This window comes from Candidatus Hakubella thermalkaliphila, from assembly GCF_013281975.1.
Taxonomy (GTDB): domain Bacteria; phylum Actinomycetota; class Humimicrobiia; order Hakubellales; family Hakubellaceae; genus Hakubella; species Hakubella thermalkaliphila.
The window spans coordinates 1-11,914 of the sequence record NZ_BLRZ01000059.1 but is presented as its reverse complement, the minus strand read 5'-3'; the positions used below and the strand labels follow the sequence as shown (position 1 = coordinate 11,914).

Below are 11,914 nucleotides of genomic sequence, written 5' to 3'. Positions count from 1 at the left end.
CCGCAGCGGCGCTTAGAATGGCGATCTCACCCTCATAGTCGATCATCTCTGCCAGCATTTGCACCTGTATTCTACCGATCTGCTCCATATCAGCCTGATTGACGAAGATCTGGCGTCCTTCCGGCGCTATGGCGGAGTCCCAGGTCACCATCTTGATCCCAGCCTCCATGGCCTTCTTGCCAACAGGTACCAGGGCCTCCGGGTCGTTAGCACTGACAGCTATTACATCAACCCCCCGGGCGATCAGGGCATCTATGATCTCGATTTGCCCCTCAGCAGTTGGTGTAGCTGGCGCGTCGAAGATGAAGGTGGCACCAACTTCTGCGGCCGCTTCTTCACCACCCTTTTTGGCCGCCTCAAAGAAGGGGTTGCCCAGATTCTTGACCACCATGGCAATCTCGATAGGCTCGGCTGGCTCTGGTGCAGGTTCCTCCTCTACTGGCTCTACAGGCGTAGGCTCCTCCACTGGCTCCACTCGTGGAGCACAGCCTATTACTGCCATGCTCACTAGCACGGAGACTACCAACAGAATAAGTAGTTTCTTCTTCACTTGCTCATCATCTCCTTTTCAGTCTTTGTCTTCTGCAGATTTCAAAAAGGCAAGTATCCTTCTCCCACCCCCCTTTCGTGAAATATCGCGGGCCCGTATCCCTCAATTGATTGCGCCCGCTCGGCACCCTCCTTTGATAGGCTTTAATACTTCCATGTACCTGTACTCCCTGACGTTGCCCTCGATATCCGCTATCTGAATGAGTGCCGTCGTTGTCGTATTTCTCGAGAGGAATCTAGATAGACTCAATAATTATGGCGTCCTGAGCTATCATCTAGCACACGAAATTGTATAAAACGTTTTTTATAAATCGTTTTGATGTTACAATATTTCCAGAGAATTGTCAATTCAATTTTTGAACCGGAACCACTTGCACTTCGATACCCTGATCTCTGAATCTATCCAGACATTCGGGTGAAGTTTTGTCGTCCACAATTAGGCGGTGAATATCTTTCGAGGTGTCAAAGGTGTTAAGAGCCCTCTTACCAAAGTTGCTGTGGTCGATAAGCATGGTCACCTCCTGGGAGCGTTTGACCAGGAGTTCTTTGATGTGGGCCTCACTTATCTCTGGATCCATGAAGTCCCCTTCCAGGGAGACGGCTTTGGCCGAAAGAAAGGACTTATCCAAATTGACCGTTTCTAAAAACTTCTCCGCTACCGGGCCCACCAGGGAAAAAGAGTTAGCCCTGACCAGCCCCCCGGTAGAGATAGAGCTGATGCCCTCATTTCGGGATAGATCTAATTGGGCACTTATTAGATTGGTGATCACAGTCAAATCGGAGACCTTCAGTTTCTGGATCTCCCTGGCCAGAGCATAGGTGGTGGTGCTGGCATCCAGACCCAGGGAGTCCCCATCTTCAATGTACTGGACCGCTCTTCGGGCCAGGGCCTGCTTTTCCTCCCAGTTGGTCTTCAGCCGGCGGGAATAGGAGGACTCTCCCCCTACTGGAAAATCTATATTCCGGATGGCTCCTCCTATGGTTTTTCTCAGGTATCCTTCTTCTTCCAGCCTCTGGAGATCTCGGTAGACGGTCATGTCCGAGACACTAAATCTCTGGGCCAGCTCCGCAATCTCCACAGTTCCCTTGATTTCCAGTAGCTCTATGATCTGCTGTCTTCTTTCTTTTGAGTTCATAGGCCTTTGGGCTCCTCTGGAGGCTTAGGCCTGTATTTAGGGGAGATGTACCCCCAGGGCGTCTCTGGCCTCTTCAGAACACCCCATTTATTGATGGCCTCCCTTAACTCAGGGTTGGTCTTGGCAGCCTCTTCCAATGGTATATCGTTCATCACCCGATACTCCAAAATATCTGAACCCATAAGTTATCGCTCCTTTTATGGATGAACATCGCGAATTGGATAGTATTTAGGAGAAGCTCTAAACCAGCGAACTTCGGGTCTTTTAAAAGTTCCCCATTTCTCAAGAGCTGCTCTAAGCTCTTTTTTATCCTTAGCTGCCTCCTCTAAAGGGACATCCTGCATAGTAGCCTCAATAGCCTGTTGCCAGGCTCGAGCTCCGGCTGTATATCCCAGGGGATGACCTAACATACCTCCTCCGGCTAGTAGTACAATATCCTTCCCAAATTCTCTATCTATAAGCGGGGTGAGCCCAGGATACATCCCGGCAGCGGGCATGGGCCAGGTTTGTCTTATATGCCTTAAAGGGGCTAATTTTACCTGAGCAGTCCTGATCCCTTCCTCATGAGATACCATGGGAATGGTGGACCAATAGGTAGGAGTGTGCATAAGATCCGCACCACAGATGCGACATATCTTAGCCATCGCTGGATAGGAAATGCTGGCGATTAGGGCAAGCATATGGGAGGGGTGTAACATGATAGGCACGTTAATCTCCGGGTCCTCCGCCAGCACCCTTAGGAAAGATGGACCGGCGGAGTAAGCTATAAGAAGCCCATTTGCTCCCAACTTTACGGCCCGCCTTGCCTTATCCACTATTTTATCTGCCTCATCCGTAATATTGACAAAGTAAATAACCTCTTTTCCGGTTTTGCTTTTTGCTTTATCTAAGGCTTCCATTACTGCACTGAGTCTATCCTCCATTTTACAGTTGTAAACATCAGATATCATCTCATCATCTTTTGTCATATCTACTCCTCCCAGAGCTGTCGCATAGACCTGTTCGGCAGTCTCCTTGGGAGTCATCCCTATGCAGGGCTTTATGATATGTAGGGAAAGAGGTCTATCGTAAACTCCTAGTTTTTCTCTTATCCCACTAACCCCAAACTTTGGACCTTGAAACTCTTTTAAAATATCCTCTGGAAAGTGCACATCTAAGAATCTAAGTTTTGAGGAATAGGCAAAACAGTTTCCGGCAATTGCCAGGAGAATCATAGGTACATTTGGTCCCCAGGCATCAATGGGAAAGGCAAGTTGCACCACGGCCCTTTTTACGTTATCAGGGGAGGGAATCTGATAATATCCCACCACTTTGGTAGAGAGACGCTTTTTCACCTCTTCTGTGTGCTCCGCCGTCTCTTCCCAGCTTCCAGTAGAACCTTCAAAAGACATGCTTTGAACTAAGGAAAAGTGGTCTATAGGATCCTCTCCTGGAACAGGGTCCTCCAGGTAATATGTACCTATGATGTGTCTTTTTAGATCCACTCCATCCAGGGTTTGATTAAACACTATAGGCTCATAATAAAGTTTCATTAAAAACCTTTCTTTCTTATTTTGTAATAGTTTAGTTTTTCCAAAAAATTTGGTAGCAGGTCAAAGAACTGACATTTCCCGGCATCCCTCCAGGCTTTCCAACATATTCTCAAAAATAGGGGGGCGTGATAGCGCTTCATAACTTCCTCCTTTGTGGGTTCCAGGTTTACCAAATAACATATTATATGAGAATATGTTTTCTGTCAACACTAAATTTCCAAAAAATGATATGATTTTACCATGGCTCGTTCAATTACTAAAATATTTTCACAGGTCATTCATGTTGGCGGCTCAATTCTGAGCTGGCATACTGCCCTAGATGTGATCAACATCTGATATAAATCCCTAATCGCTGACCCGGTCGGCTGGTTGTCGACATATTTAGTAGGTGATCCCGGCGTGCCCGGTATATGACGATGCGAATTTGCGCAACTGCAAAAAGAGATTTTGGCTCAATCATGGAATCGCAGATGTTTCCTTGGGTCGATTTGCCGTCCGATTCAGATTCGGAGGATGGGAGCCAGATACTGAAATTCGGCCCTTTTTGTAGAGACGCAAAATTTGCCAAAACCGTAATAAAATCGTAACATCAACTCTAAGCAAGCACATCTCAAGCTCAACCAAAAGGAGGTTACCGTGTCTGATTTGTTCGGGAAAACCTATTCTAGAGATGAATTACGCAAAAAAAGTGGAGATGTCTCTCAGATCGGAGGTACCAAACTGTACCAACTGCAGGACGGTAATGAGAAAGGGGTTCGGGCCATTGATTTCAAGACCGGCAGTGGTTTTAATTTCACGGTGTTACCCGACCGAGGAATGGACATCTCTTATGCAGAGTACCAAGAAGCCTCTCTTGCTTACATCTCTCCCACCGGAACGCTGGCCCCCTCCTTCTACGAAAGCCAGAGCCTGGGCTGGCTGAGGGGCTTTTACGGCGGGCTTCTGGTCACCTGTGGTCTCACTTATCTAGGCGCTCCCTCCATCGATAAGGGCCGGGAGCTGGGACTGCACGGAAGAGTCTCCTATATTCCAGCTAAGAACGTGTGGGTGGACGGAGAGTGGGACGGAGATACTTACGTCATGTGGGCTCAGGGAAGGGTAAAAGAAGCTGCGGTATTTGGAGAAAATATCTGTCTCACCCGAAAGATATGGGCCAGGTTGGGAGAAAGCCGCCTCTTTATCGAAGATGTGGTGGAGAACCTTGCCTTTGAGAGAACTCCTCACATGATCCTCTACCATATAAACACAGGGTTTCCCTTGCTCGATGCCAGCGCTGAGTTGATTACAGCTTCCCAAAATGTTCGTCCCCGGGACGAAAACGCCCGGCCTGGTTTGGAAGAATGCTTCTGTTTCTCCGATCCCATCCCCGGCTATGCTGAGCAGGTCTTCTATCATGAGATGAAGACGGATCAGGATGGCCACGTGTGGGTAGCCCTGGTCAACAGATCCTTCAAAAACGGCCAAGGGCTTGGGATATATGTCAAATACTCCAAATCGGAGCTTCCCAACTTTGTGCAATGGAAGATGATGGGTGAAGGTCTATATGTAGTGGGCCTGGAACCTGCTAACTGTGGGGTGGAAGGAAGAGCTAAAGAGCGAGAACGGGGAACTTTGCAGTTTCTGGAGCCGGGGGAGAAGAGATACTACGATCTGGAGATCGGGGTACTGGCCTCCAGGGAGCAGATAGAAGGGATGGAGAAGAGGATAAGGAAAATAGCATCCTAGCGTCGATCCCTTAGTTTATAACCAACCCCACCCTGTCCCCCAGCAAGTCTCTGATCTCGGCGAAGAGGAGCTCGCATGGTTTGACCTTGAACTCCTCCCCCAGACGCAGTACCGTAGCCTGGTTGTCGGCATAAAGGTACAGGTGGACGGGATATCTACCGGGATAGCTCTTGAGAATAGTTTCCAGACTGCCGATGAGATGGGGGGAGACATCCATATCCTTTAGTTTGATGGTCAGGCTCTTCTTTTCCTCTTTTTCCACCTCGATATCCCGTACCTCATTACCAATGATCTTAACCTGATCCTCCTTGATATCTACCCTTCCGGTAATGGCCACTATGTTGTCCGGATAGAGATCATCCTGATATCTTTCCAACAGGGCTGGGAAGATAATCACTTCCACGCTGGAAGTCATATCCTCCACCGTGACGAATAGCATGAGCTCCCCTTTTTTGGTATAGAGCTTCTGGATCTTGGAGATAATTCCCACAATGGTCTTGATACTCCCATCTCCTGCCTCCTCCAGATCGGCTATCTCCACATCGGAGACCTCCTTAAGGATCCCTTCCAGCCCCATAAGAGGATGGTCGGATACATAAAGACCCAGGATTTCCTTCTCCATAGCCATGAGATCCTCCCTGGAGTACTCCTCATGCATGGTGGTGGTCTCTTCTTCAAAAAACTCCTGAGCTTCCTGGGTGCCAAAGAGAGAGAACTGGCCCAGGGCCATATCTTTTCTGCTCTTAAGGACATCAGAGATGACCTTCTCGTATCTCATCATGAGATATTTGCGAGAATAGCCCAGAGAATCGAAAGCCCCCGCCTTGATCAGGCTCTCCACAACTCTTTTGTTTAGAACCGAGGGATCGATGCGGCTACAGAAATCGTAGAAAGATTTGTAAGGACCTCCTTGCTTTCTCTCCTGAACTACGCTGTTTATGACATTCTCTCCCGCATTAGCGATGGCTGTAAGGCCAAAGCGGATCTTATCTCCTACTACGGTAAAGTTTCCATAGCTCTCGTTCACATCAGGGGGGAGTATCTCTATACCCATTCTTTTAGCCTCCACCACATACTGGGCCACTTTCTCCTTGCTTCCCATCCTCTCGGTGAGAAGAGCGGCCATGAATTCTATCGGGTAGTGGGCCTTAAGATAGGCCGTCTGGTAGGAGATAAGGGCATAGGCGGTGGAGTGGGATTTATTGAAACCGTACTGGGCAAAGAGGTTAACCAGATCGAAAACCTTCTCGGCCACTTTCTCGGAATAGCCGTTGGCCACAGCTCCACCGATGAATTTGTCCCGTTGCTCAGCCAGAAGCTGGCGCTTTTTCTTGCTGATAGCCCCCCCGCAGGATATCCGCCTCCGACATGGAAAAGCCGGCCATCTTGGAGGCGATCATCATCACCTGCTCTTGATAAACTATGATACCGTAGGTCTCCTTGAGGATGGACTCCAGAGAGGGATGGGGATAGATGATTTTCTTACGTCCATGTTTAGCCGCCACAAAATCCTTGACCATTCCGCTCTGGAGCGGACCGGGCCGATAGAGAGCCAGCAAAGCTATGATGTCCTCAAAGCGGTTAGGCTTTAGATCGACTACCAGGGCTCGCATGCCAGAGCTCTCCAACTGGAAAACCCCCAGAGTCTCACCCCTACTAATCATGTCATAGGTCATCTGATCATTCAAATCCAGATTATCCAGGTCGATCTCCACCCCTCTGGTCCTCTGGATGATCTTGACCGCTTTGTCGATCATGGTCAGGGTCTTAAGTCCCAGGAAGTCCATCTTAAGAAGGCCTATCTTCTGGATATCCTCCATCTTATACTGGGTAACAATCTCCGGATCAGTCTTACGCTGAAGGGGAGTAAAGCCGGTCAGATCATCAACGGATATCACCACTCCAGCAGCATGGATGGAATCCTGACGTACCAGACCCTCCAGCTTCATAGCTGTGTCCAGGATCTTTCTGGTCTCCGGATTCTCCTTATACTCGCTGGCCAACTCAGGAACCATCTCCAGGGCCTCCGCCAGAATCATACCCAGAGTCATGGGAATCAACTTAGCCAGCCGGTCGACCCGGCCATAGGGAACTCCGAAGACCCTTCCCGCATCTCTCACTGCTGCCCTGGCTGCCATGGTGCTAAAGGTGATGATCTGAGCTACCCGGTTGTGGCCATACTTCTCGGCTACATACTTGAGAACCTCATCCCGGCGCTCATAACAGAAATCTATATCGATGTCCGGCAGACTGCGCCGATCCGGATTAAGAAACCGCTCAAAGAGAAGGCCGTATTTGAGGGGATCTACGTTGGTTATCCCCAGAATGAAACTGACGATGCTTCCGGCCGCCGAGCCTCTTCCCGGCCCGACCATGATCTTTTGGTTCTTAGCGTAGTTAATAAAGTCCCAGACAATCAAAAAATAGCCGGAAAATCCCATCTCCTTAATAGTGCCCAGTTCCTTCTTGAGCCTCTCCTCCATCTCAGGAGTTACCTCAGGGTATCTACGCGGCAGATTCTCCCAGCAGATCTTCTCCAGGTAAGTATTCAGGTCGTAACCCTCAGGTGGCTCGTAGTGGGGCAAAAGAGTCTGATCCAGATCTATTCTTAGATTGCACATCTCGGCGATCAACAGGGTGTTTTCCAATGCCTGGGGGCATTCTATCATCAGCTCCCTCATTTCCTGGGGAGTTCTCAGGTAGAACTCTGAGGAGGAGAAGCGCAGGCGGTCCGCCTCATCCACCGTACTGCCGGTCTGGATGCAAAGAAGGACGTCATGAGCGGTATGATCGGTCTTTTCCAGATAGTGGACATCGTTGGTAGCTACCAGGGGAATTCCGGTACGTTCAGATATCTCGACCATTTTCTCATTTATCTCCATCTGGGACTCCAGGTGTTGATTCATGATTTCCAGGAAGAAGTTTCCCTTGCCGAAAATATCCTGAAGCTCTCGAGCCACTTGCTCTGCTCGCTCTAGTTTACCCCTGGCAATGAGTTTAGGAATTTGCCCGGAGAGACAGGCGCTGAGAGCGATGAGGCCATTGCTGTGTTCTATCAGGAGATCCCTATCCACTCTGGGACGATAATAGAAACCCTCCAGAAATCCTTTGCTGACCAGCTTCATCAGATTCCGGTAACCCTCTGCATCCCGGGCCAGCAGAACTAAATGATGAGATTTGTCCTCCTTACTGGCCTTGTCGAAGCGGCTCTTGGGAGCCATGTAGACCTCACAGCCGATGATGGGTTTGATCCCCGCTTCCCTGGCCTCGGTGTAGAACTCAATGGCTCCATACATGGATCCGTGGTCGGTCAGGGCGACTGCCCGCATCCCCATCTCTTTTATTTTTCCAACCAGTTCTTTAATGCGGATGGCCCCGTCCAGCAGGGAAAACTCGGAATGGGTATGTAAGTGAACAAAACTATCTTTCATGGGGGTCTTCTCTCATGATGGAGAATGAAAGCTAGTTATATTGTAGCATACGTTTATACTATATCACAATATGTAGTTAATGAAAAATAGAAGAAATAAATCCAGGGGGTCTTTCTCTCAAACCTCGGTGCCTACCAAGATTTCGCAGTATTGATAGGCCCTTGGGGAGAACTCTTGAAAAAGAGCTTTTGATACAGGCTGACACTAAGAATAGTTCTCTGGAGTTAAGACCTGGATTTCGATCTCTCTGACGTGCCCTAAGACTGGGATGTCCCTTCGGATCTCAACCTTTCCAGGATAAGCTTATACCCATCAGCCCCGAAGTCCAAGAATCTCTTCACCCGACTGATAGTGGCCGTGCTGGCTCCGGTCTGGGAGCTAATGTCGCTGTATTTGGCCCCCGCTTCCAGCATCTTAGCCACGGCCAGCCGCTGAGCCATGGCCTTCAGTTCCTTGACCGTGCAAATATCCTCGAAAAAGCGGTAGCATTCCTCCACATTTTTGAGCTGAAGGATAGCCTCAAAAAGCTCATCTATACCCTTGTTTTTGAGTCTGGGATCTACAGGCATAAAGACCTCCCGAAGTGTCGCATTTTTGCACTTTAACGCGGTGATACAAAGATATGTTAATTATCTCCGACTCTTCTACGTTGTTATCTTCGGTCCCAGAAAGATTTGTCCCCTTCTCTATCCCTTAACCGGCCAATGACCCGCGAGACCAGAGTAACGACTAAATCGATCAGGATGACCACCATCACCAGACTCACGGCTGCTATTATTGCAATAGAAAACAGGTGCTCTTCGAAATAGTCCAGGGTGAATCTAACCTTCCCAGTGATGATATCTTCTAAAACTCTCTTTATGTCATCCCAGGGACCCCGCGAATAATAGAGCCTTTCATAAACCATCAGCCGATTCATGAGCTCTGTCCGAAACATACCTGTCTCTTTTTCCTCCTCTCCTGCCTATAAATTAGTATATACTAAAGACAGAGACTATAAAGAACAAAGGGGGGCGGAAATGTCAGTAATTACTGTTTCCAGACAATGGGGTAGTGGGGGCAGTGCTCTGGCCAGAAAGCTGGCTCAAACACCTGGCTATAGACTGATAGATAAGGCGGAACTGGTAGAGCGCGCTCAGAAACATGGAGTTCTCCCGAACGTATTTGAACATGTAGACGAACAGACTCCCAGTTTTCCTAAAAGGCAATACGAAGAAAAAGCTAAGACATTTTCCACACTGGTGTCATATTGTACATTATGGGCGGGGCTTAACCCTACAGCGATACTTAAGAATCTTGGTTCAATATGTAGGGCAATTTCTTTAATTGAACCACAACATATTGTATGTATTCAGGTAAATGACGTTGTAGGGATAATTCTTCAGGGCTATTGATTTATTGGCATTAGCGTAGCAGTACAAACATCCGTGAGGACAGCTATCATATCTTCCTATATCTATGCTCTTAAGGCAGCCACATTGGGGCCTGGTTGGTGATATTTTCAGATGAGCGATGGAGTGGGGAGTTATCTGCAAGAGTATCTCTGGATCGATGCAATGGGCCTTACGAACCTGGCCATCTACCAGGAGATCGTTGCAGCAGGCATAAAGGGTGATACCGTAGTTTTTGCCCACCTCTGCCATCCGATTAGCTAGTTCTATCTTTTCATTATCTTCCAGGTCTCGGAAAGTTAGGCCCATTTTCCGGAAGTTTCGGATAACTCTTTGATATAGGTGAATAAAACTGACCCACCCTTTTCTGATGCGATTTATAAACCACTCAGAATAAAAAGCAGGGATATCGGTTCTTCTGCTGACGGAAATGATGTCCATCCTTTGCGCTCTTGATTCTTGCCTAAGCTAATTGTCATTCGGAGGCCGCGCCCTCCCCTTCCATCTTCATCAGACCATAGATAATGCTGTCCACCAGAGCTTCCCAACTGGCTTCGATAATATTTTCGTGGACTCCGACGGTTCCCCAGGAATCTTTGCCATCAGTGGTATCAATGAGGACACGGACTACGGCGGCGGTCCCTTTCTTCTCATCGATGACCCGCACCTTAAAGTCACTGAGCCTGATCTTGGAGAGCTGAGGATAAGCCTGCCCAATGGCATCTCTGAGGGCGTTGTCCAGAGCATTGACCGGGCCATTTCCTTCTGCGGTGACTATGATCCGTTGTCCCCCGACATGGATCTTGATGGTAGCCTCCGTGACTACATCTCCATCTTCTCTCTTCTCCATGATCACCCGGAAACTCTCCAGGGTGAAATAGTGCCTGGCCGTGCCGGTCAGCTCCCTGACCAAGAGTTCAAAGGAACCATCAGCCGCCTCAAAGTGATAGCCAATATGTTCCAGGTTTTGAATTTCCTGGAGAATCTTGGCTGCCAGAAGGGGATCCTTACTCAGATCCAGCCCAAACTCCCGGGCTTTACTGACAATGGTGCCCTTGCCCGAAAGTTCGGAGACCACGATCTTCTGATGGTTACCCACCTCCAGGGGATTGATGTGTTCAAAGGCTCGGGAGTCCTTTTGTACGGCACTGACATGCATGCCTCCCTTATGGGCAAAGGCACTCTGACCCACATAGGGCTGGTGGGAATCAGGAACTATGTTAGCCACCTCACTTACAAAATGGGACAGGTCGGTTAGCCTTCTCAGATTCTCTTTAGGGAGACAGAGTATTCCTTTTTTCAGAACCAGATTGGGGATAATGGAGCAGAGATTAGCATTGCCGCATCTCTCTCCGTAGCCATTTATAGTCCCCTGGACCATAGTTGCTCCATTCTCCACCGCCACAAGAGTGTTGGCCACAGCACATTCAATATCATTGTGAGCGTGAATACCCACCGGAACTTTCAGGAGATCGACTACTTCTCTGGTTATGCGGGAGACCTCAGAAGGAAGGGTGCCTCCGTTGGTATCACAAAGGACAATGTAGTCGGCTCCGCCTTCCTGAGCTGCCAAAATGGTTTTTAAAGCATATTCCTGATCACTTTTGTAAGCATTAAAAAAATGCTCGGCGTCATAGATTACTTCCGGAGAGTTTTCCTTAAGATAGCAAACAGACTCATAGATCATCTTCAGATTCTCTTCCAGAGTGGTTTCCAGAACCTTCTCCACGTGGAAATCCCAGCTTTTACCAAAGATGCAAATAGCATCCACCCTGCCCTCGATCAGGGCTCGGATATTGGGATCTTCCTCCACTCTGTTGGCCTTATATCTGGTGCTTCCGAAGGCCACCAGCCTGGCCGGCTTCAGATCCAACTTCCTGATTCTCCTGAACAACTCCGTATCCTTGGGATTGGAGTGAGGAAATCCCAGCTCGATGTAGTGGATGCCGAATTCGGCCAGTTTGGCCGCAATCCTGATCTTGTCCTCCACCGAGAAGGAAAGATTTTCTCTTTGAGCTCCATCCCTTAAAGTTGTGTCGTACAACAGCACGTCCAAAGAAACCACCCTTTCCTCTGAAAATGCATCTTAATTCTCATACTCCCTTGAAAATAACACAATTTTCATGCGACGTGGTGCGCCGCGGCGCATG

Annotated in this window: 12 protein-coding genes; 2 read left to right on the top strand and 10 right to left on the bottom strand. The window is 48.7% G+C overall.

Features of this window, described 5'->3' with window-relative positions; all coding sequences use genetic code 11:
* The 4 genes from HW443_RS06640 to HW443_RS06625 form a co-directional block, all read right to left on the bottom strand.
* Positions 1-550, bottom strand: a 550-nt coding sequence (locus HW443_RS06640) for a substrate-binding domain-containing protein (RefSeq protein ID WP_258190471.1), incomplete at its 3' end; no start/stop codon positions are given.
* Positions 551-893: 343 nt separating this feature from the next.
* A complete protein-coding gene (locus HW443_RS06635) occupies positions 894-1,685 on the bottom strand; it encodes a DeoR/GlpR family DNA-binding transcription regulator (protein WP_176238005.1) in 792 nt (263 codons plus the stop codon).
* Positions 1,682-1,867, bottom strand: coding sequence for a hypothetical protein (locus HW443_RS06630; RefSeq protein ID WP_176229644.1), 186 nt, complete (start codon positions 1,865-1,867; stop codon positions 1,682-1,684). The genes HW443_RS06635 and HW443_RS06630 overlap by 4 nt, the downstream gene beginning before the upstream one ends.
* Positions 1,868-1,882: 15 nt before the next feature.
* Positions 1,883-3,217: a RuBisCO large subunit C-terminal-like domain-containing protein gene (locus tag HW443_RS06625; RefSeq protein WP_176238004.1), complete on the bottom strand. Its 1,335-nt coding sequence runs from the start codon at positions 3,215-3,217 to the stop codon at positions 1,883-1,885.
* A 636-nt stretch (positions 3,218-3,853) separates the two neighbouring features.
* On the opposite strand from HW443_RS06625, the gene HW443_RS06620 reads away from it, so the two are divergent.
* Positions 3,854-4,942 carry an aldose 1-epimerase family protein gene (locus HW443_RS06620; protein WP_176230756.1) on the top strand — a complete coding sequence of 363 codons (1,089 nt, stop codon included), beginning with the start codon at positions 3,854-3,856 and terminating at the stop codon, positions 4,940-4,942.
* Between the two features lie 10 nt (positions 4,943-4,952).
* Here HW443_RS06620 and HW443_RS13335 read toward each other — a convergent pair whose 3' ends face one another.
* From HW443_RS13335 to HW443_RS06605, 4 genes are all read right to left on the bottom strand, one after another.
* Complete coding sequence (locus tag HW443_RS13335; RefSeq protein WP_258190470.1) at positions 4,953-6,221, bottom strand: helix-hairpin-helix domain-containing protein; 1,269 nt, start codon at positions 6,219-6,221, stop codon at positions 4,953-4,955.
* 28 nt (positions 6,222-6,249) lie between these two features.
* Positions 6,250-8,373, bottom strand: a complete 2,124-nt coding sequence (dnaE, locus tag HW443_RS13330; protein WP_258190469.1) for a DNA polymerase III subunit alpha — start codon at positions 8,371-8,373, stop codon at positions 6,250-6,252.
* 257 nt (positions 8,374-8,630) lie between these two features.
* The gene (locus HW443_RS06610; RefSeq protein ID WP_176236681.1) at positions 8,631-8,942 is read right to left on the bottom strand and encodes a YerC/YecD family TrpR-related protein; all 312 of its coding nucleotides are present in this window, start codon (positions 8,940-8,942) and stop codon (positions 8,631-8,633) included.
* An 83-nt stretch (positions 8,943-9,025) separates the two neighbouring features.
* Positions 9,026-9,310, bottom strand: a complete 285-nt coding sequence (locus HW443_RS06605) for a hypothetical protein (protein ID WP_176230753.1) — start codon at positions 9,308-9,310, stop codon at positions 9,026-9,028.
* Between HW443_RS06605 and HW443_RS13925 the strand changes: the two genes are divergently transcribed.
* Positions 9,291-9,767: a cytidylate kinase family protein gene (locus HW443_RS13925; RefSeq protein WP_407079785.1), complete on the top strand. Its 477-nt coding sequence runs from the start codon at positions 9,291-9,293 to the stop codon at positions 9,765-9,767. The two genes, HW443_RS06605 and HW443_RS13925, sit on opposite strands and share 20 nt — an antisense overlap.
* Here HW443_RS13925 and HW443_RS06595 read toward each other — a convergent pair.
* Together HW443_RS06595 and cimA are read right to left on the bottom strand one after the other, a co-directional pair.
* Positions 9,696-10,205, bottom strand: a complete 510-nt coding sequence (locus HW443_RS06595; RefSeq protein ID WP_176230136.1) for a DUF1848 family protein — start codon at positions 10,203-10,205, stop codon at positions 9,696-9,698. The genes HW443_RS13925 and HW443_RS06595 overlap by 72 nt on opposite strands.
* Positions 10,206-10,239: 34 nt before the next feature.
* Positions 10,240-11,814, bottom strand: coding sequence for a citramalate synthase (gene cimA / locus HW443_RS06590; RefSeq protein ID WP_258190472.1), 1,575 nt, complete (start codon positions 11,812-11,814; stop codon positions 10,240-10,242).
* Positions 11,815-11,914 lie beyond the last annotated feature (100 nt).

Excerpts from the sequence above, each read along its gene's own strand:
- HW443_RS06635 (WP_176238005.1), bottom strand. The coding sequence starts at position 1,685 with ATGAACTCAAAAGAAAGAAGACAGCAGATCATAGAGCTACTGGAAATC.
- HW443_RS06630 (WP_176229644.1), bottom strand. The coding sequence starts at position 1,867 with ATGGGTTCAGATATTTTGGAGTATCGGGTGATGAACGATATACCATTG.
- HW443_RS06625 (WP_176238004.1), bottom strand. The coding sequence starts at position 3,217 with ATGAAACTTTATTATGAGCCTATAGTGTTTAATCAAACCCTGGATGGA.
- dnaE (WP_258190469.1), bottom strand. The coding sequence starts at position 8,373 with ATGAAAGATAGTTTTGTTCACTTACATACCCATTCCGAGTTTTCCCTG.
- HW443_RS06610 (WP_176236681.1), bottom strand. The coding sequence starts at position 8,942 with ATGCCTGTAGATCCCAGACTCAAAAACAAGGGTATAGATGAGCTTTTT.
- HW443_RS13925 (WP_407079785.1), top strand. The coding sequence starts at position 9,291 with ATGAGCTCTGTCCGAAACATACCTGTCTCTTTTTCCTCCTCTCCTGCC.
- HW443_RS06605 (WP_176230753.1), bottom strand. The coding sequence starts at position 9,310 with ATGTTTCGGACAGAGCTCATGAATCGGCTGATGGTTTATGAAAGGCTC.
- HW443_RS06595 (WP_176230136.1), bottom strand. The coding sequence starts at position 10,205 with ATGGACATCATTTCCGTCAGCAGAAGAACCGATATCCCTGCTTTTTAT.